Raw genomic sequence first — 19,907 nt, 5'->3', positions numbered from 1 at the left:
CCGCCCGAGAGATGGCAATGACCGCGACACCGCCGCGTCAATCCTTCCGGTCCACCGCCGTCACCCCGCTCCGGGCCATATCCGGCCGGAGCGGCTTATGGAACCCGCTCGACGCTCTTATGGGCCCGAAGGCGGCGCACCGGGCCTTATGGGCTCCTCCGCCCGCCCGTCCCCCGCGAGCCCCGGTGCCGACGCCCGAAACGGCGGGCCGTTTGGCCGCGCGAAACCTTAGGCGCGCCCGGCCGGCGGGGGTGGCCATGCGTTTGTGGCGCGGCCGGTTAAATCGATCTTCGGGCCGCCCGGGCAGTGGATCTTGTCAGGATGCGGTGCGGTCCTCTCTTTTTGCGAGCCTTCCCGGCACCGAGGATCTGTTTTAGACGCGCGTATATCCCGTCAAGGGTGCGCCGGTCGTACCAGAAGGGTCACGGTGGTCATGAAGATCCGAGTGCCGGGGGACGCGGCGTCCCCTCGTTTCAGTGACGCTCATCAACGGTGCGGCGTGCCGGGACGGACCTATTGTGTGAGAGTTGTGTGAGAGTCGGATGGAGAGCCGGAAGGAGAGGCGGACAGAGTGGCTGACAGAGTGGCGGATTGCCGGTTCAGCCTTGTCGCCGCGCCTTCGTGGCGCTGGTCGGCAACGCTCTGACCTGGGGCTTCGCCGCTATGAGTCAAGCGTCCGGCCGAGTGGGAGCCCTTGCCGTCCAACCCTGAGTAGTGGCCGCGAGCGGCCGAAACATCGGGCCGGACGGCTTCCGGTGACCGTCCGGCCCGACATTTGGGTACGATTTCGTGGAGCATCCGGTAAGGCCGCTGGAGAGACGAGGATTAGGCTGCCACCCCCGGGGCACCCCGGAAGGCGCGCCTGACCCTCCCGGCGCTATGGTCGTATGAGGGCGACCGGCCCGGCAAGAGGGCCCGGGACCTCGGCGCGTCCTCGGAATTTCCTCGGGTGCACCTAATGACACCCCGGCACGAGCGAGGCAGAATGTCAGAGGTATTGTCCGCCTTGATACCTTCCGTGGTCGTCGCCGGCGCGGTCGTCTACGGCATCGTAAAGTTGGTACGTTCCGACGCGGCGGGTCTCCGCCCGGCTCGGGAGCCACGCGAGAAGTCACCGGACTCAGGAGTTCCTGAGAATCCGCAATCTTGAATTGTCAGCCGGGGGAAACCGGGTATATGTTTGGCTGACGAATCAAACTATGGGCTGCGAAAGGATTGCCGGATGGCCAAGGACACGCAGGTGATTCTCATCGACGATCTCGATGGCGGCGAGGCCAATGAGACGGTCACCTTCGCGATTGACGGCACGTCATATGAGATTGACCTGAGCGACGGCAACGCGAAGCGGCTTCGCGACGCGCTGTCGCCTTTCGTCGGCAGCGCGCGGCGCGCGGACAGCGGGCAGGCCCGCGGTCGCCGTCGCGGTGCGGGCGGCGGGGGTCAGCGAGCCATGACCCGCGAGAAGAGCGCGGAGATCCGCGCGTGGGCCAAGTCGCACGGACACCCCGTGAGCGAGCGCGGCCGTATCGCCGCCTCGATCGTCCAGGCGTACGAGGACGCGCACTAGGCGGGGTCGGGTGCGATCCGGGTCGCACCTGCCGGACCTTCACCCGTCGCGGTCGGCCGGGTGGCGCCTCGCCAGGCGCCGAGGGCGAATGCCGCGGGTGAAGCGCGGAGTTCGCGCGGGACCGGAGTGGCCCTCTGCTCTGCTTTGGGCTCCTCCGTCGCATTGTGATGCATCCCGCCAGGCCGGTCCTCGGTGTGGCGTGATCCGCGGGATGGTCCGTAACCGCATCTTCGATCGCGCGGTTATCCGGTTCGTCGGAGGACCTGACGATCGCATAACCGCGCGATTGTGTTTGCGCTCCCTAAAACCTCGTTCGCTTGCGGCGTATCGGGAACATGTCACCCCCGGCAGGGGGTTGGATAGAGCGTGAACGCCCTGCGCTTGGGGAACCCTTCCGCCGAGGACCGGGTCGCTGGGTCGGGGCTACCGTGCGGGACGGCGTGCCGGATCTCCCGGATTCGCCTGACCGCTCTGTGAGGAGCGACGACATGTTCGAGAGGTTCACCGACCGTGCGCGGCGGGTTGTGGTCCTGGCCCAGGAAGAGGCCCGGATGCTCAACCACAACTACATTGGTACCGAGCACATTCTTCTTGGCTTGATCCATGAAGGCGAAGGTGTGGCGGCCAAGGCTCTGGAGAGCCTGGGGATCAGCCTCGAGGGGGTGCGCCAGCAGGTCGAGGAGATCATCGGCCAGGGGCAGTCGGCGCCGTCGGGGCACATTCCCTTCACTCCGCGTGCCAAGAAGGTGCTCGAGCTGTCGCTTCGTGAGGCGTTGCAGCTTGGGCACAACTACATCGGCACCGAGCACATCCTGCTGGGCTTGATCCGGGAGGGTGAGGGTGTCGCGGCGCAGGTGCTGGTGAAGCTGGGCGCTGACTTGAACCGGGTGCGGCAGCAGGTCATCCAGTTGCTGCACGGTTACCAGGGCAAGGAGCCGGCGGCGGCGGGCGGGCCGCAGGAGTCGGCGCCGTCGACGTCGCTGGTGCTGGACCAGTTCGGGCGGAACCTGACCCAGGCCGCGCGGGAGGGCAAGCTCGACCCGGTGATCGGCCGGGACAAGGAGATCGAGCGCGTCATGCAGGTCCTCTCCAGGAGGACCAAGAACAACCCGGTGCTGGTCGGCGAGCCCGGTGTGGGCAAGACCGCGGTGGTGGAGGGCCTGTCCCAGAAGATCGTCAAGGGTGAGGTGCCCGAGACGCTGAAGGACAAGCAGCTCTACACCCTCGATCTGGGCGCGCTGGTGGCCGGGTCGCGCTACCGCGGCGACTTCGAGGAACGCCTGAAGAAGGTCCTCAAGGAGATCCGCACCCGCGGCGACATCATCCTGTTCATCGACGAGCTGCACACGCTCGTCGGCGCGGGCGCCGCCGAGGGCGCCATCGACGCCGCCAGCATCCTCAAGCCGATGCTGGCCCGCGGTGAGCTGCAGACCATCGGCGCCACGACGCTGGACGAGTACCGCAAGCACCTGGAGAAGGACGCCGCGCTGGAGCGGCGGTTCCAGCCGATCCAGGTGGCCGAGCCGAGCCTGTCGCACACGATCGAGATCCTCAAGGGCCTGCGGGACCGTTACGAGGCGCACCATCGTGTGTCGATCACCGACAGCGCGCTGGTGGCCGCGGCGACGCTGGCCGACCGCTACATCAGCGACCGGTTCCTGCCGGACAAGGCGATCGACCTGATCGACGAGGCGGGCTCGCGGATGCGGATCCGCCGGATGACCGCGCCGCCGGACCTGCGCGAGTACGACGAGAAGATCGCGAACGTCCGGCGTGAGAAGGAGTCCGCGATCGACGCGCAGGACTTCGAGAAGGCCGCCGCGCTGCGCGACCAGGAGAAGCAGCTCCAGCTCAAGCGCGAGCGCCGGGAGAAGGAGTGGAAGGCCGGCGACATGGACGTCGTGGCCGAGGTCACCGAGGAGCTCATCGCCGAGGTCCTGGCCACCGCCACCGGTATCCCGGTCTTCAAGCTCACCGAGGAGGAGTCGCAGCGGCTGCTCCGCATGGAGGACGAGCTGCACAAGCGGATCATCGGCCAGGACGACGCCATCAAGGGCCTGTCGCGGTCGATCCGCCGCACCCGCGCCGGTCTGAAGGACCCGCGCCGTCCGGGTGGCTCGTTCATCTTCGCCGGCCCCTCCGGAGTCGGTAAGACCGAGCTGTCCAAGGCGCTGGCGGAGTTCCTGTTCGGGGACGAAGACGCGCTGATCATGCTGGACATGTCCGAGTTCATGGAGAAGCACACCGTCTCGCGGCTGTTCGGCTCCCCGCCCGGCTACGTCGGGTACGAGGAGGGCGGCCAGCTGACCGAGAAGGTGCGGCGCAAGCCGTTCTCGGTCGTCCTGTTCGACGAGATCGAGAAGGCCCACCCGGACATCTTCAACTCGCTGCTGCAGATCCTGGAGGACGGTCGCCTGACCGACGCCCAGGGCCGGGTGGTGGACTTCAAGAACACCGTCATCATCATGACGACCAACCTCGGCACCCGGGACATCTCCAAGGGCATCGGGGTCGGGTTCGCCCGGTCGGACGACACCGAGTCGAACTACGACCGGATGAAGGCGAAGGTGCAGGAGGAGCTCAAGCAGCACTTCCGGCCGGAGTTCCTCAACCGCGTCGACGACATCGTGGTCTTCCACCAGCTGACGCCCAAGGAGATCATCCAGATCGTGGACCTGATGCTCGCCCAGGTGGCCGAGCGCCTCAAGGACCGCGACATGGGCCTGGAGCTGACGGCGGCCGCCAAGCAGCTGCTGGCCGACCGGGGGTACGACCCGGTGATGGGCGCCCGTCCGCTGCGCCGGACGATCCAGCGCGAGCTGGAGGACACCCTGTCGGAGAAGATCCTCTACGGCGAGCTGCGGCCGGGCCAGGTCGTCAAGATCGACATCGAGGGCGAGGGCGACAACGCCAAGTTCACCTTCACGGGCGAGGCCAAGAGCCCGTCCGTGCCGGACTCGGCGGCCTCGATCGCGGAGACGGTCCAGCGCTGACCGTCCTGCGACAGCCGGCACAGCCCGAACAACCTGTTCCACCTAAAGGGGCGCTCCGCGAGGGGCGCCCCTTCGGTGTTCCGGAGCACCACGGCCGCCGGGGCTCCGGCGATCCAGGTAACACGCGCGCAACATAGTGGACGAGAACCGGTATCACACCACCGAACGTAGTACTACACTTTGTAGAGTCAGACTGCACCACCGGCATGCCGGAGGCGCATGACGGGCCGCTCGTGTCATTCCCGCGACGTACCTGAGATCCGCTGCGGGAGGGACGCGGCGGGCCGGGCGTACGGGGGAGGCTCGGTCCGGCCGGGTGGATCCCGGTGATAGGAGGACCGGCGTCCCATGCGGTCGGGACACCCCTCGTGGGTGAAATGGCGGTCCGGAAGTGCACAAGCCTTGGAGGCACTGATGCGCCTGTTGCACGACGACGGGACGCTGGTTCACCTGGCCTACAACGCGGGCGTACATCCCGCGGAGGACCTGGAGAACCTGATCGCCCACCTCACGCGATACGCCGTGCCCGTGCGCAGGAGACTGGGCGTCGAGCGGCTGGGCATCGGCCTGTGGCTCGCCCCCGCCGTGGCCGACCACCTGGTCGCCGACCGCATCGAACTCGTGCGGCTGCGCCGCTCGCTGGAGGAGCGCGGCCTGGAGTGCGTCAGCCTGAACGGCACCGGCGGGCGCAACCAGGACGTGCCGGGGCCCGACTGGGCCAAGCCGGAGCGCTACCGCTACACGATGTCGCTGGCGAAGATCCTCGCGTTCCTGCTGCCCGACGACGTGCAGTCGGGTGGGATCTCGACGATTCCCATCGGCTGGCGCCGCGACTGGCCCGCCGACCTGCACTCCATCGCCTCCCGCCGCCTCGAACGGCTGTCGCGGGAGCTTCGCGGCCTCTACAGCGTCACCGGCAAGACGATCCGGGTGGGATTCGAGCCCTGGCCCGGTTGCGTGCTGGAGACCACGGAGCAGGCGCTGGCGCGCGTGTGCGACATCGACTCCGAGCACCTCGGCGTCTGCCTGGACGCCTGCCACCTGTCGTGCGGCGCGGAGGAGCCGGACGCGGCGCTGCGCGGGCTCGCCCTCGCGGGTGCGCCCGTGGTCAAGCTGAGCCACGTGCACGACCACGGCCAGGAGATTCCGAGCACGCAGCCGGTGATCGCCGACACGCTCACCGCGATCCTGTCGGGCGCGGTGAACGGCACCGCGCACGTGGAGGTGGAGGCCCACCACGGGACCACCCCCAAGGCGAAGGGCCCCGCCGCCCTCGTCGCGAAGCTCGCCGACGAGCTCGACTGGACCCGCCGCAACCTCACCGCCCTCGGCCTGAAGCTCGCCGCCTGAGGACCCGGTCAGGAGGGCGACCGGCCGGTCAGGAGGGCAACTGGTAGGTGCCGTCGGGCAGCGTCTCCGCCAGGCCGTCGTCGAGAAGGCCGTCCAGGGCGCGCTCCCGCTGCACGTGGTCGGCCCAGACGGCGTCCAGCGCCTGCTTCGGCACCGGGCCGTGCGCCTCCCTGAGCACGGCCAGCAGGCGTCCCCGGCACTGCCGGTCGGTGCCCGCGTACGTCTGGCCCTGACGCGCCGGGCCGTCGTGGGCGGGGCGGCCGGCCAGCCGCCAGGCGCACCGGGAGGTGACCGGGCAACGCTCGCACCGCGGCGCCCGCGCCGTGCAGACCAGCGCGCCCAGTTCCATCACGGCGACGGCCCAGCGCGGTGCGCCGACCGGGGGCACCAGGGACTCCGCCAGGCGCCGCTCGGCCGCTGTGGGGGCCTTCGGCGGGTACTCCTCGCCCCGGACGGCCCGGGCCAGCACCCGCCGCACGTTGGTGTCCAGCACGGCGTGGCTGCCGCCGTACGCGAAACTGGCCACGGCGGCGGCCGTGTAGTCGCCGATCCCGGGCAGGGCCAGGAGCTCGTCGTACGTGGACGGCACCCGTCCTCCGTGGTCCGTCGTGATGGCGCGCGCGCAGGCGTGGAGGTTGAGCGCCCTGCGCGGGTAGCCGAGCCGTCCCCAGTGCCGCACGGCCTCGCCGGGGGACTCCTTCGCGAGCGCCTCCGGAGTGGGCCAGCGCTCCATCCACTCGGTCCACACGGGCAGCACCCGGGCGACGGGCGTCTGCTGGAGCATGATCTCGCTCACCAGGATGCCCCACGGCGTCGCCTCGGGGCGCCGCCAGGGCAGGTCGCGGTTGTGCTCGGCGTACCAGTCGAGGATGGGTTCACGCAGGGAGGCTGACACAGCCCCGACCCTACCGACCGGCCCTGCCGCGCGTGGCCGGGCAGCGTTCTCCGCCGGGCCGATGCCGCGCATCGCCGTCCAAGTCCGGAAAGGACCGGCAGGCCGATGACCTGGGAAAGCGCATGACACGGCGCGTTGTTTCCCCTGCCGCGCCACGTCTCCCCATACTGTCCGTATGGATCCGGACACTTTCCGTGGTGACGTGGGCGTCGAGGGGGCGGACGTCTACTGGCGCCGCCGGGTGTCGGTGCTCACGGGGATGCTCGTCGTGGTGGCGGTCGTGGCATGGGCGTGCAGCAGCGCCTCGGGACGATCGGACGACACCGCCGCCGTCGTCAGGACGACGCCCTCAGACCGGCTGGTGGTCTCGCTCCCCGCGGGCCTGCCCGCGAAGACGGCCGGCTCGGCCGCGATCCCGGGGCAACCGTCCCCGTCCGCATCGGGCTCGGCCTCGCCCACGCCCGGCAGGCCGCGCCGTCCCGGCGACCCCTGCGACGAGAAGGACCTCGTGCTCGCCCTGCAGAGCGGGCAGGACGTGTACGGCAAGGACACCGCGCCGACCTTCCTGCTGACGGTCGTGAGCACGGGCAGGGTCGAGTGCACGGTGGACGTGGGGCCGCGCACCCTGGAGATGCGGGTGCTGTCGGGCGGAGAGCGGGTGTGGTCGACCGCCGACTGCGTGGCGGGCGACGGCGTGGACCGGCAGGCGCTGGAGCGGGGGATCCCCTTCGTCCGCACGGTCCGGTGGGACCGCCACCGCTCGGGCACCACCTGCGCCGGCAAGCGGTCGTCCGCCGATCCCGGGACGTACGTCGCGACCGCGCACGCGGGCCGGCTCAAGAGCCCGAAGGTCGTCTTCCACCTGCGTTGACTCCGCCGGGACGCGGGTCAGAGATAGCGCTCCAGGATGGACGACTCGGCGAGGCGGGACAGGCCCTCGCGGACGCTGCGGGCCCGGGTCTCGCCCACGCCGCCGACGGCCTGGAGGTCGTCGGTGGTGGCCGCCAGCAGCTTCTGCAGGCCGCCGAAGTGGTCGACGAGCCGGTCGACGATCGCGCCGGGCAGCCGGGGGACCCGGGTCAGCAGGCGGAAGCCGCGGGGACTGACCGGTGTGTCGAGGGCCTCGGTGCCGTGGTGGCCCAGGATCTGGGCGACCTTCGCCAGGTCGAGCAGGTCGCCGGAGGACAGCTCGTCGAGCTCGCGTATCGCGTCGCCGTCGCCGTACGGGCGCGCGCCGAGCGAGCCGGGGACGTAGTCGCGGATGATCTGCCGGTGGTCGGTCTCCACCCCGGCGAACAGCTCGTCGAGCTGGAGGGACAGCAGCCGCCCGTCGGTGCCGAGCTCGACGACGTACCCCTCGATCTCCCGGGCGATGCGGCGGACCATCTCCAGGCGCTGCACCACGACCGCCACGTCGCGGACCGTGACCAGATCCTCGATCTCCAGGGCCGACAACGCGCCGGAGACCTCGTCGAGCCGCATCTTGTAGCGTTCGAGCGTGGCGAGGGCCTGGTTGGCCTTGGACAGGATCGCGGCCGACTCCTCCAGCACGTAGCGGATGCCGTCGAGGTAGAGCGCGATGATCCGCATGGACTTGCTGATCGCGATGACCGGGAGCGACGTCTGCCTGGCCACCCGCTGGGCCGTACGGTGCCGGGTGCCGGACTCGTTGGTGGGGATCGCGGGGTCCGGCACGAGATGCACGGCCGCCCGCACGATCCTGAGCTGGGCCACGTCGAGCACGATCGCGCCGTCCATCTTGGCCAGCTCGCGGAGGCGGGTCGCGGAGAACTCGACGTCGAGGGTGAACCCGCCCGTGCAGATGTCCTCGACGGTGCGGTCGTAGCCGAGCACGATCAGGCCGCCGGTGTGACCGCGCAGGATGCGCTCCAGGCCGTCGCGCAGCGCCGTCCCCGGGGCGAGCGTGGCGAGCACGGCCCGTCTGCGCTCGTCGGCCGCCTTGTCGTTGTCCAGCACATGCACCTCGGTGGGCTCGCCCGATCGTCTCCGTGGGATCGTCTGTCTACCGGTCCTCGCCGCGCGAGGTCCGCGATACGCTCCGCGGCCGGCCGGTCGAAGCCCCCTCGGGGGCTCGATGAAGGCCTCAGTTTACCCGCGTGACGTCATGCTCACCTGTGGCACAGCGCACCCCACCGCGCCCTGTCCCACCGCGCCCTGTCCCGGCTCAGCTCATGTGGTTGAGGGCGTCCCAGACGTTCTCGACCTCCGTCACCTCGAAGCCCGGCGCGAAGGAGGTGGTGCGGCCGACCGGCGAGCGCAGCGCCACGAGGCGGCCGCGGCTCGCCGCGTTGTCCAGCCGGGGGGATTCCTCCTCCAGCGAGCCGGACGGCACCAGGGCCCGGGTGAAACCCAGCCGCGCCGCCTCGGCCAGCCGCCGCCGCACGTCCCGTACGGGCCGCAGCTCACCGGCGAGGCCGACCTCGCCGAGCACGACGAGCCCCGAGGGCAGCGCCTGGTCGCCGGCCGCGCTCACGACCGACAGCATCAGCGCGAGGTCGACGGCCGGGTCGGTCAGCCGGATCCCGCCCACGGTCGCCGTGAAGACGTCACACTTGCCGATCTTCGCGCGCAGCCGCCGCTCGATGACGGCGAGCACCATCGCCACGCGGTAGGAGTCGAGGCCCGAGGAGGTGCGGCGGGGCTGCGGGGCCTCGGTGGGGCCGACCAGGGCCTGAAGCTCCGCCGGAAGCGGCCGGGTGCCCTCGATGGTGACGGTGACGCAGGTGCCCGGCACCGGCTCGGGATGGCGCGAGACGAACAGCCCGCTCGGGTCGGAGATCCCGGTGATCCCGCGCTCGTTCAGGTCGAAGCAGCCGACCTCGTCGATCGGGCCGAAGCGGTTCTTCACCGCGCGCACCAGCCGCAGCCGCGAGTTGCGGTCGCCCTCGAAGTGAAGGACGACGTCCACCAGGTGTTCCAGCACGCGGGGGCCGGCGATCGTGCCGTCCTTGGTGACATGGCCGACGAGCACGGTCGTCATGGCCCGCTCCTTGGCGAGGCGGACCAGGTTGCCCGCGACCTCCCTGACCTGGGTCACGCCGCCGGGCACGCCCGAGACGTCGGCCGAGCCGATCGTCTGCACCGAGTCGACGATCAGCAGGCCGGGCCGCACCTTGTCCACGTGGGCCACCAGCGCGGACAGGTCGGTCTCGGCCGCGAGATAGAGCCGGTCCTCGATCGCGCCGATGCGGTCGGCGCGCATGCGCACCTGGGCCGCGGACTCCTCGCCGGTCACGTAGAGGACGGTCTCGCCCTGCGCGGTGCGGGCGGCGGCCTCCAGGAGCAGCGTCGACTTGCCGATGCCGGGCTCCCCGGCGAGAAGCACGACCGCACCGGGGACCATGCCGCCGCCGAGCACGCGGTCGAGTTCGGGCACGCCCGTCGTCCGCGCGCTCACCACCTCGGCCTTGACCTGGCCGATGGGCACCGCCGGCGCGGTGACCGCACCCGGCTTGACCACGTGGACGCCCTGCCGGGCCCCGGCCTCCTCGACCGTGCCCCACGCCTGGCACTCCCCGCATCTGCCGACCCACTTGACCGTGGTCCAGCCGCACTCGCCGCACCGGTACGCCGGTTTCGCTGCCCTGCTCACGTGCGGGAGGCTACCGGTCGCCGCCGACAGTCCGCCCCCGAAGCCGCCCGAAGCCGATCCGGAGACGCCCCCGAAGCCGGCCCGGAGGACACGACTCAGCCCTCCGGCTTCTCCGGTACGTAGAAGGCGGTGGTGCCGGCGACCGCGGCGTTCACCACGTCCTCCGGCGCGCCGGAGGCCAGGTACGCCTCGCCCCACGCCGTGCTGCTGTGCGTCATGAGCGCGCGCGCCTCGTCCGACTGCTCCCACGCCGAGGGGTCGTCGATCATGTTGCCCCGCAGGTGCAGCCCGAGCCCGAGCAGCGCCAGGTCCCAGCCCACTCCGGTGGCCCCCGGGCCGAACCGGTCCCAGAACTCCGCCGGCACCACGGCGACGTGCTCCAGCTCGAACACGGTGCGCTCGCCGCCCTCCGGGGTGAGCCGCACCTCGACCTCGCTGAAGCCGGGGTTCTCGCCGAACAGCCAGCTCACCCGCAGCAGCCGCGGCGGCTCGCACCGCAGGATCTCCCCGCCCGCGTTGCCCTGGAGCTGGTAGTGACCGCCGAGCTTCAGCTCGCCGGTCACCGGAAGGAACCAGCGGCCGATCCGCTCGGGGTCGGTGCAGGCGTCCCACACGTCCTCCACCGCGGCGTCGTAGGTGCGCCGCAGCAGCACCGTACGGGCCTCGCCCTCCGCCAGGTCGCGCGTGCCGACCGCGCGGTGAACCTCGTTGATCTCGTCGATGAAGTCGCTCATTGCCGCTCTTCCTCTACGTCGTGGGCCTCGTGCTGGGACATGTGCCGGCCATCGGCGCCGCCGGGCTCCTGCCGGAGCCGCCGCTCCCGTTTCCCCCGCGCCAGTTCCGTGTCGAGCGCGTCGAGCCGCTGCTGCCAGAAGCCGCGGAACCGGTCGAGCCACGCGTCGATCTCCCGCAGCGGCGCCGTCTCGACGGCGTACAGCCGCCGCGTGCCCTCCGCCCGTACGGACGTCAGCCCCGACTCGCGGAGCACCCGCAGATGCTGGGAGACCGCGGGCTGCGAGATCCCGAACTCGGCGCGGACGGCGGCGGTGACGGCGCCCGACGTCTGCTCCCCATCGCTGAGCAGCTCCAGGATCCGGCGCCGCACCGGATCCCCCAGCGCGTCGAATGCGTGCACGGGCCCACTATGCCGAGGGTGGCTTATAAAAGTCAACGCTTATATAAGCCGCCCTCGGGGCTACAGATGGTCCGCGAGGTCGGCGAGCAGCAGGCGCTTGGGCTTGGCACCTACGATCTGCTGCACGACCTCGCCGTCCCGGTAGAGGTTCAGGGTGGGAAAGCCGAGGACGTTGTACCGCCGCGCGATCTCGGGGTGGTCGTCGGCGTTGAGCTTGGCCACCGTGAGCCGGTCGCCGAGCTCGGCGTCGATCTCCTCCAGGATCGGGGCGATCATCTTGCAGGGCGGGCACCAGTCGGTCCAGAAGTCCACCAGTACCGGTGTGCCGCTGCGCAGCACCTGCTCGTCGAAGTTCTCCGCGGTCAACGTGATCATGATTCTCCTCGTCGTGTCACCAGGCAGCCGGGGCAGGCGTCGGTGAGCTGGGCGGCCACCTCGGCGCGGCGGGCCAGCAGGTCCCGGATCCGGTCGTCGATCTCGGCCAGCTTGCGCCGGTACACCGCGACCGACTCCGGGCAGGAGCCTCCCGACGGATGCCCCGACCTGAGGCAGTCCACGAACGGCCGGGCGTCCTCCAGGGTGAAGCCGACCGCCATCAGGGCGCGGATCTCGGTGACGAGCCGGACGTCCGACTCGTCGTACTCCCGATAGCCGTTCGCCGAGCGGCGCGACCGGATGAGGCCCTGCTGCTCGTAGTAGCGCAGCGCCCGGGTGCTCACACCCGCGCGCCGGGCCAGCTCGCCGATCCGCATCGGTCTCCTCCTCGGCCCGCCCGCCTCCGGGCACGACGGTAAAGGTTGACGCCGGTGACAAGGTCAAGGGCGGAGCTCAGAATTCCCGCCACCTGAGGACGTTCGGGTAGGCGATCTCCAGGCCCTCGCTCTCCCGCAGCGCGGCCTCGGCCACCTCGGGGGTGAACTCGATGCGCAGGACCGCCTCCAGATCGGCCCGCGACTCGAAGGTCATGCGCAGGTCCAGCGGCTCGCGCCGCCAGCCCTGCCGCGACCAGAAGCGCTCCACGGCCTCGGGGGAGTACGACGGGAGCGAACGGCGGAACCAGCGGCCGAAGGCATCGCGGGAGGCGTCCACGTCCACGACGAACGCCACGCCGCCCCGGCGCAGCACCCGTCCCAGCTCGCGCAGCCCGGGCTCGCACCCCGGGCCGAAGAAGTACGCCCAGCGCGCCATCGCGACGTCCGCCGACGAGTCGGGCACCGGCAGCGCCTGCGCGGTGCCGGTGCGCACCGCGACGTTGGGCAGCGACGCGCAGCGGGCGGCCGCCCTGGCGGCGAGGCCGCCGTGCGGCTCCACGCCCAGCACCCTCGCCGCGGACGCGGCGAGCGACGGCAGGTGGAAGCCCGTGCCGCAGCCGATGTCGAGCACCGTCGCGCCGTCCCACGGCCGTACGGCCCGCATCGCGGCCTCGACGGCGCCCGCCGGCCCGACGGCGCGGTTCTCCAGCTCGTAGACCTGGGGGGTGTTCCAGATGTTCGGGCTGGGTACGGCCCCGCTCACGATCCGTGCCATGCGCCCCACATTAGTTCGCGACCTTGGGTAGTTGATTGTGGCGAAGCGGCGCGCGGCGCGGGTGCGGCTTAGGCTGGATCCGTGAACGGGCGCAGGGAGCGAACGGACGGCCACGGCCACGGGACTGGATCGTGCCCGGGGGCCGCCAGGGGAGGCTGGCCTCATGAGTGACATCCGCGTGCCCAGCGGCGAGGTGGCGTTGTCGACCGCGTCGGTGTACCCGGAACGTACCCCGGACGCCTTCGAACTGGCCGCCAGGCTCGGGTACGACGGCGTAGAGATCATGGTGGGACAGGACCCGGTCAGTCAGGACGTCGAGGTCCTCCAGCGGCTGCGCGACCACTACCAGATCCCGGTCCTGGCCATACATGCGCCCTGTCTGCTGGTGACCCAGCGGGTGTGGGGGCGCGACCCCTGGGCGAAGCTGCGCAGGGCCCGCGAGGCGGCCGAACGGCTGGGCGCGCGGACGGTCGTCGTCCACCCGCCCTTCCGCTGGCAGCGCGACTACGCCAAGGAGTTCGAGAAGGGCCTGGCGAGGATGCGCGACGAGACCGACGTCGTCTTCGCGGTGGAGAACATGTTCCCGCTGCGGGCGAGGGGCAACGAGGTCGTGCCGTACGCGCCGGACTGGAACCCGGTCGACTACGACTTCCCCGACGTGACGCTCGACCTGTCCCACACGGCGGTGTCCGGCACGGACGCGATGGAGATGGCCACCAAGCTCGGCGACCGGCTGGCCCACCTGCATCTGGCCGACGGACTGGGCACCACCAACAAGGACGAGCACCTGGTCCCGGGCCGGGGGACGCAGCCGTGCGCCCCGATGCTGGAGCGCCTGGCCGGGAGCGGATATCGCGGGCTGATCGTCCTGGAGATCAACACGCGCAGGGCGGCCAGCCGCACCGAGCGGATCGAGGACCTCACCGAGGCGCTCGCGTTCGCCAGGCACCACTTCGCCGCCTCCTCGACCGCCTCATGAACGACGGCCTCATGAACGAACGGCTGACCGGCAGCCACCGGGTGTTCGACCGCGTCTCGGAGGAGTACGACGCGGCCAGGCCGCACTATCCGGAGGCCCTCTACCTCGCTCTGGAGGAACTGTCGGGCATCCGGCTCGACGGCGCGACGGTGATCGACGTGGGGGCGGGCACCGGCATCTCGACCCGGGGGCTGCTCGACCGCGGCGCCCGGGTCGTCGCCGTCGACCGGGGGGAGCGGATGCTGGCCCGTCTCCGGGCCCGCACGACCTGCCCGGCGATCCTGGCGAACGGTGACGACCTGCCCTTTCGCGCGGGTGTCGCCGACCTCGTGACCTACGCCCAGTCGTGGCACTGGCTCGACCCCGCGCTGTCGGTCGCCGAGGCCGTACGGGTGACCAGGGCGGGCGGCGCGGTCGCGGGATGGTGGAACAGCGTGGACCCCGGCAAGGCCGACTGGCTGGCGGCCAACCAGGTGCGGCTCGCCGAGTCCTGCCCCGGGTACATCGGGCCGGTGCTGCCCGGGTGGAGCATGCCGCCCCTCGCCGCGGCCATGTCGCGCGGCGGTCTCGACGGCGGTCTCGACGGCGGTCTCGGCGACGGTCTCGACGGTGCGGGCGCCGGCCTCGACGTGGCCGAGACCTGGGTCACCTGGACCAGGTCGGTGCTGCTGGAGGACTTCCTCACCGACCTGCGTACGCACTCCTACATGGCCAGCATGGACGGCGACGTGGTGGCGGACCTGATCGCCCGGGAGCGCGCCGAACTCGGCCGCGTGTTCCCCGGCGGCAGGCTCACCGTGCCCATGCGCGTGTACCTCGCGGTGGGACGCAGGGGCTGACCGTGACCACCGAGGTCCCGGAGGTGTCGGGAGGCGGCCGGCGGCCGCGGCGGCCGGGCCGGCGTCCCGGCTCGGCGGACACACGTGGGGAGATCCTGGCCGCGGCGCGCAGGGTCTTCGCGGAGAAGGGGTTCGACAAGGCCACGATCCGGGGCATCGCCCGCGAGGCCGGCGTCGACCCCGCCCTCCTCCACCACTATTTCGACAACAAGGAGGGCATGTTCGTCGCGGCCATGGAGCTCCCCGCGGACCCCTCGACGGTCGTCCCCATGCTTCTCGCGGGGCCGCGCGAGGAGATCGGGGAGCGGATCGTCCGCTTCATCCTCACGATGACGGCGGACCCCGCGGCGCGGGAGCGGGTGCTCGGGGTGATGCGGACGGCGATGGTGAACGAGCAGGCCGTCGGCATGATCCGGGAGTTCTTCGGCACCGCGATCCTGGGCCGGGTGGCCGAGGCGCTCGGCGTCCCGCCGCTGCGGGCCGAGGCCGCCTTCGCCCAGATGTTCGGCGTGGTGATGATCAGGTACATCCTCGGGATGGAGCCGATGGCGTCGGCGGACATCGAGGAACTCGTCGCGCTGCTGGCCCCGGTGGTGCAGCGTTACCTGGACGGATGAGCACCAGGACGGGCGTCACCGGTGCCGGCAGGTCAGGTGGGGCCCCGCATGCGTTCGGGTAGAGCTTCGTTCTAGTCTGGTGCCGCGGGAACGCTGTGACGCGCGCCACACCGATGGCGTGACAGGCATATGTTACTCGTCGGTACCATGCGGGAAGCGGGTTTTCCACAGGGCCGGCCCCGGCCGTCCCGGTGAAGGCGCCGCGTGCTTATGGTGGCAGCCGACGTTGAAAGCGGGAGGGCTCGTGCTCTGGGTAGCGATAGCGATAGCCGGCCTCGTCGCGACCGCCGCCGCGGTCGCGCTGGCGGGCCGGCGTGTGCTGTTCCTCTACCGGCTCGCGACCAGTGGTCAGCCGGCCCCGGAGCGGATCGAGTACGCCCGGCAGCACGCCGGCGCGGAGGTCAGAGCGCAGCTTGTGGAGGTGTTCGGCCAGCGCAAGCTGCTCAAGTGGACGCCGTCGGGCACCGCGCACTTCTTCGTGATGTGGGCGTTCTTCATCCTCGCCTCGGTCTATCTGGAGGCGTACGGCGCGCTCGTCCAGGGCGCGGTCACCGGCACGCCGGACTTCCACATCCCGTTGATCGGGACCTGGCCCGTGCTGGGCTTCCTGCAGGACTTCATCGCGGTCGCCGCGCTGATCGGGCTGATCGCCTTCGCGGTCATCCGCGTGAAGAACTCGCCGAAGAAGCTGGGCCGCGGCTCCCGGTTCTCCGGGTCGCATCTGGGCGGCGCCTGGCTCATCCTGTTCATGATCTTCAATGTGATCTGGACGATGTTCCTGTTCCGGGGGGCGGCCGTCAACACCGGCAACTTCCCCTACCGGTCGGGGGCCTTCGCCTCACAGGCGGTGGCGAAGATCCTGCCCGACAGCGAGGGGCTGGAGGCCACGGGCCTGCTGCTGCACATCGGCGTCATGCTGGTGTTCCTCGTCATCGTGGTGAACTCCAAGCACCTGCACATCTTCACCGCGCCGTTGAACGTGCTGTTCTCCCGCCGCCCGGACGGCCTCGGCCCGGCCCAGCCGATGCGCAGCGACGGCAAGGTGCTGGACTTCGAGGAGGCCGACCCCGAGACGGACGTGTTCGGCCGCGGGAAGATCGCCGACACGTCCTGGAAGGGGTTCCTGGACTTCTACACCTGCACCGAGTGCGGGCGCTGCCAGTCCCAGTGCCCGGCGTGGAACACCGGCAAGCCGCTGTCGCCCAAGATGCTCATCCTCGACCAGCGTGACCACGCCTTCGCGGTCGCGCCCTACCTGCTGGCGGGGGAGAAGGAGAAGGAGAGCCTGTCGCAGGACGTGCTGGCCCTGCTCGACAAGCCGCTGGTCGGCGAGGACGGGGTCATCCATCCCGACGTGCTGTGGTCCTGCACGAACTGCGGCGCCTGCGTCGAGCAGTGCCCGGTGGACATCGAGCACATCGACCACATCCTCGACATGCGCCGCTACCAGGTGATGATCGAGTCGTCGTTCCCGTCCGAGGCGGGGGTGATGCTCAAGAACCTGGAGAACAAGGGCAACCCGTGGGGCATGTCCGAGATGAAGCGCGCCGACTGGATCGAGGAGCTCGACTTCGAGGTCACCCTCGTCGACGAGAAGATGCCCGAGGACGTGGAGTACCTGTTCTGGGTCGGCTGCGCCGGGGCCCTGGAGGACCGGGCGAAGAAGACCACCAAGGCCGTCGCGGAGCTGCTGCACATCGCGGGTGTGAAGTTCGGCGTGCTCGGGCCGATGGAGGCGTGCTCGGGAGACCCCGCGCGGCGCCTGGGCATGGAGTTCCTGTTCAGCATGCTGGCGCAGCAGAACGTCGAGACGCTGAACGAGGCCGGCGTCAAGAAGATCGTCGCGACCTGCCCGCACTGCTTCAACACGCTGGCCAACGAATACCCGCAGCTCGGCGGGCACTACGAGGTGGTGCACCACACGCAGTTGCTGGCGCGCCTGGTCGAGGAGGGCCGGCTCACGCCGATCACCCCGATCGAGGAGAAGATCACTTACCACGACCCGTGTTTCCTCGGCCGGCACAACAAGGTGTACGCCCAGCCGCGCGACATCATGGCCAAGGTGCCGGGGGTCACGACCCAGGAGATGCACCGCTGCGGGGAACGTGGTTTCTGCTGCGGCGCCGGGGGCGCGCGTATGTGGATGGAAGAGCGCATCGGCAAGCGAATCAACACCGAACGGGTGGACGAGGCGCTGACCACCGATCCCGACACCGTCTCCACCGCATGCCCGTTCTGCCTCGTCATGCTCGGCGACGCGATCAACGAGAAGAAGAACGCCGGTCAGGCCAAGGAGTCGATCGAGGTCGTCGACGTCGCCCAGCTCCTCATCAAATCCGTCAAGCAGGGTTAACGAATTCTTTGCTGACGGACCGCACATTTTGTGGATTTTCTCCGTCAGAACGAGTGATTCATACATGTTTCAGTGAAGAGCCGGCAAACGCTTTCTCCACATAACAGGAGAATCACGGTAACCTCAACGTTGGCTCAATCGACGGGGAGGGGGCGGCACAGTGGGTGTTGTCGTCAGCGACGCGGAGGTCACCCTGGCCGACGTCCTCTCCCTGCGGCTGGCCATAGAACAGCCGCTCGTGGACGGCACCCGGCTCGTCCTGCGGCAGCGGGGCACCGGCGAGGAACGGCACGTCACGCTGGGTGCCTCTGGCAGGAAGACGAGGGACGCCAGCGTCGCGATCTCGCTCGCGCCACTGGATCTCGAACCGGGCCGCTGGGACGCCTACCTCGAACAGGACGGGCCCCGCACCCGGATCCAGAGCGTCGATCCCGGTTTCTCGCTCGACCGCCTCGACGCGTACGCGCTCGGGCGGCGCACCCTCGCGTACCGCGCCTATCGCACGCGTAACGGATATCTGGCGCTGAAGATAGACCAGGCGGAGCCGGCCGCGGACATCCGGGCGGTGTGGTTCCGCGAGGGGCGGTTCGAGGTGACGGGCCTGCTGGCCTACACGGGCTTCGACGACGACGACCAGCAACGGCGGGCCACGCTCACGCTGCGGCACGGCGACCCGGCCGCGACCCTGCGGTCCTCCGCCACCGTCCAGGGCGTCCGCTTCCACGCCGCGCTCTCGCTGTGCGACGTGCTGGCCGCCACGCCCGGCTCGCAGGGCACATGGCAGCCGTACCTGGAGGTGGACGGCCTGGAGCGCGTGCTGCCGCTGAGCGCCCGCCTGGACGACGTCGAGGGCAAGCGCCGCCGCGTCCACTATCCGCGCGCCCTCGTGGACGGCGTGCCGGTCAGGCCCAGCTTCACCTCCGGCGACGACCTGCTCCTGGAGGTGGGGGTGTGAGAGTCGCCTTCGTGCTCCCGTCGGCGTACGGCATGCGCGGCGACGTGCGGGCCGTCCTGAACCTCGCGGGAGGGCTGGCCGCACGGCACGAGGTGGAGGTGGTGAGCATCCGGCGCACCAGGGAGACGCCGTTCTTCCCGGTGGACCGCCGGGTGGCGCTGCGCTGGCTCGTGGACGCCCGGCCCGGCGTTCACCACCTGCTGCCGCGGGGCCAGGTGCGCACCGAGGTGGCGCTGTGGCGGACGCTGCGCGGGCTGCGCGCCGACGTCCTTGTCACCACCCGGCCGTCGCTGGGCGTGCAGGCCGCCAGGCACGCGCCGCGCGGAGTCGTCCGCATCGCCCGGGAGTGGAACAGGCCCTCGGTTCCCGGTCCGATCCGCCGCTTCTATCCCCGTCTGGACGCGGTGGTCACCACCACCCCCGGCCGCCGGGACGAGTGGGCGCGCCTGCTCGACGACGACCTGTCGGTTCACGTCATCCCGGACGCCCTCCCGCAGGGGCCCTGGCCGCGGTCGCGCATGGACAACCGGATCGTCAGCGCGGGCGGCAGGCTCGTGCCCGGCAAGTCGTACGACCAGTTGGTGCGCGCCTTCGCGATCGTCGCGGACAAACGGCCCGACTGGCGGCTGCGGCTGTACGGCGGAGGTCCGGAGGAGCGGCGGCTGCGTGCCCTCGTCCGCGATCTCGCCCTGCACAACCACGTGTACTTCATGGGCGCGACCCCCGACCTGCCCGGAGAGTTCGCCAAGGCGTCGGTCGTGGTGGCGCCGTCCCGGCAGGAGGCCCAGGGCATGGCCGTGATCGAGGCGCTGAGCTGCGGGGTGCCGGTCGTCGGCTACGCCGGGCCGCGCGGCCCGGCCGAGTTCCTCCGCCCCGGGCTCGACAGCGTGCTGGTCGCCGAGGGGGAGGACGACGTCGAGTCGCTCGCCGGCGCGCTGCTCACCCTCGTCGACGACGAGCGCCGCCGGATGGCCCTCGCGGCGGGCGCGCTGGAGAGCGCCTCGGGCCACGCCGCGTCCGGCGTCGCCGCCCGCTGGGAGGACCTCATGTACGGCCTCCGCTCCCGCGACTGACGGGCACGGGG

18 protein-coding genes are annotated in these 19,907 nt (G+C 70.8%); 10 read left to right on the top strand and 8 right to left on the bottom strand.

Translation table 11 applies throughout. The annotated features are described in order from the left end of the window. Positions 1–1,222: 1,222 nt before the first annotated feature. The 3 genes from HHX40_RS23805 (at position 1,223) to HHX40_RS23795 (ending at position 5,910) form a co-directional block, all read left to right on the top strand. Entirely contained in the window at positions 1,223–1,567 is a 345-nt protein-coding gene (locus HHX40_RS23805; protein WP_182882387.1) for a histone-like nucleoid-structuring protein Lsr2, read from the top strand. A 488-nt stretch (positions 1,568–2,055) separates the two neighbouring features. Next, entirely contained in the window at positions 2,056–4,560 is a 2,505-nt protein-coding gene (locus HHX40_RS23800; protein ID WP_182882386.1) for an ATP-dependent Clp protease ATP-binding subunit, read from the top strand. A gap of 414 nt (positions 4,561–4,974) precedes the next feature. Beyond that, positions 4,975–5,910, top strand: coding sequence for a TIM barrel protein (locus HHX40_RS23795; protein ID WP_111701156.1), 936 nt, complete (start codon positions 4,975–4,977; stop codon positions 5,908–5,910). Positions 5,911–5,938: 28 nt separating this feature from the next. On the opposite strand, the gene HHX40_RS23790 is transcribed toward HHX40_RS23795, so the two are convergent. Further along, a complete protein-coding gene (locus HHX40_RS23790; protein ID WP_310738247.1) occupies positions 5,939–6,805 on the bottom strand; it encodes an A/G-specific adenine glycosylase in 867 nt (288 codons plus the stop codon). Between the two features lie 175 nt (positions 6,806–6,980). On the opposite strand from HHX40_RS23790, the gene HHX40_RS23785 reads away from it, so the two are divergent. Beyond that, entirely contained in the window at positions 6,981–7,676 is a 696-nt protein-coding gene (locus tag HHX40_RS23785) for a hypothetical protein (protein ID WP_182875131.1), read from the top strand. 17 nt (positions 7,677–7,693) lie between these two features. Here the strand turns inward: HHX40_RS23785 and disA are convergent, their stop codons facing one another. The 7 genes from disA to HHX40_RS23750 all read right to left on the bottom strand — a co-directional run bounded on the left by disA (position 7,694) and on the right by HHX40_RS23750 (position 13,080). After that, positions 7,694–8,782 (bottom strand): DNA integrity scanning diadenylate cyclase DisA, encoded by a 1,089-nt coding sequence (gene disA / locus HHX40_RS23780; RefSeq protein WP_182875130.1) that lies wholly within the window; start codon positions 8,780–8,782, stop codon positions 7,694–7,696. A gap of 208 nt (positions 8,783–8,990) precedes the next feature. Next, positions 8,991–10,418, bottom strand: coding sequence for a DNA repair protein RadA (radA, locus tag HHX40_RS23775; protein ID WP_111701160.1), 1,428 nt, complete (start codon positions 10,416–10,418; stop codon positions 8,991–8,993). A gap of 95 nt (positions 10,419–10,513) precedes the next feature. After that, positions 10,514–11,152 (bottom strand): SRPBCC family protein, encoded by a 639-nt coding sequence (locus HHX40_RS23770; protein WP_182875128.1) that lies wholly within the window; start codon positions 11,150–11,152, stop codon positions 10,514–10,516. After that, the gene (locus HHX40_RS23765; protein WP_182882384.1) at positions 11,149–11,553 is read right to left on the bottom strand and encodes an ArsR/SmtB family transcription factor; all 405 of its coding nucleotides are present in this window, start codon (positions 11,551–11,553) and stop codon (positions 11,149–11,151) included. The genes HHX40_RS23770 and HHX40_RS23765 overlap by 4 nt, the downstream gene beginning before the upstream one ends. A gap of 60 nt (positions 11,554–11,613) precedes the next feature. Then, the gene (gene trxA, locus HHX40_RS23760) at positions 11,614–11,928 is read right to left on the bottom strand and encodes a thioredoxin (protein ID WP_182882383.1); all 315 of its coding nucleotides are present in this window, start codon (positions 11,926–11,928) and stop codon (positions 11,614–11,616) included. After that, complete coding sequence (locus HHX40_RS23755) at positions 11,925–12,305, bottom strand: MerR family transcriptional regulator (RefSeq protein WP_111701164.1); 381 nt, start codon at positions 12,303–12,305, stop codon at positions 11,925–11,927. The genes trxA and HHX40_RS23755 overlap by 4 nt, the downstream gene beginning before the upstream one ends. Positions 12,306–12,381: 76 nt before the next feature. Then, the gene (locus tag HHX40_RS23750; RefSeq protein WP_182882382.1) at positions 12,382–13,080 is read right to left on the bottom strand and encodes a class I SAM-dependent methyltransferase; all 699 of its coding nucleotides are present in this window, start codon (positions 13,078–13,080) and stop codon (positions 12,382–12,384) included. 163 nt (positions 13,081–13,243) lie between these two features. Here HHX40_RS23750 and HHX40_RS23745 point away from each other — a divergent pair, with 163 nt between their 5' ends. From HHX40_RS23745 to HHX40_RS23720, 6 genes are all read left to right on the top strand, one after another. Next, entirely contained in the window at positions 13,244–14,059 is an 816-nt protein-coding gene (locus tag HHX40_RS23745; RefSeq protein WP_111701166.1) for a sugar phosphate isomerase/epimerase family protein, read from the top strand. An 11-nt stretch (positions 14,060–14,070) separates the two neighbouring features. Continuing rightward, entirely contained in the window at positions 14,071–14,898 is an 828-nt protein-coding gene (locus HHX40_RS23740; protein WP_182882381.1) for a class I SAM-dependent methyltransferase, read from the top strand. A 2-nt stretch (positions 14,899–14,900) separates the two neighbouring features. After that, on the top strand, positions 14,901–15,515 hold the full coding sequence (locus HHX40_RS23735) for a TetR family transcriptional regulator (RefSeq protein WP_310738246.1): 615 nt from the start codon (positions 14,901–14,903) through the stop codon (positions 15,513–15,515). A gap of 244 nt (positions 15,516–15,759) precedes the next feature. Further along, positions 15,760–17,868: a (Fe-S)-binding protein gene (locus HHX40_RS23730; RefSeq protein WP_182882380.1), complete on the top strand. Its 2,109-nt coding sequence runs from the start codon at positions 15,760–15,762 to the stop codon at positions 17,866–17,868. Between the two features lie 160 nt (positions 17,869–18,028). Next, positions 18,029–18,823, top strand: coding sequence for a hypothetical protein (locus HHX40_RS23725; RefSeq protein ID WP_111701169.1), 795 nt, complete (start codon positions 18,029–18,031; stop codon positions 18,821–18,823). Next, positions 18,820–19,896: a glycosyltransferase gene (locus HHX40_RS23720; protein ID WP_182875122.1), complete on the top strand. Its 1,077-nt coding sequence runs from the start codon at positions 18,820–18,822 to the stop codon at positions 19,894–19,896. Before HHX40_RS23725 ends, HHX40_RS23720 begins: the two co-directional genes overlap by 4 nt. Positions 19,897–19,907: the final 11 nt, after the last annotated feature.

The sequence above is a fragment of the Microbispora sp. H10949 genome (assembly GCF_014161435.1).
In the GTDB taxonomy this organism is placed as follows: domain Bacteria; phylum Actinomycetota; class Actinomycetes; order Streptosporangiales; family Streptosporangiaceae; genus Microbispora; species Microbispora triticiradicis.
The sequence above is the reverse complement of the archived record's forward strand: the minus strand, read 5'-3'. Positions and strand labels throughout refer to the sequence as shown.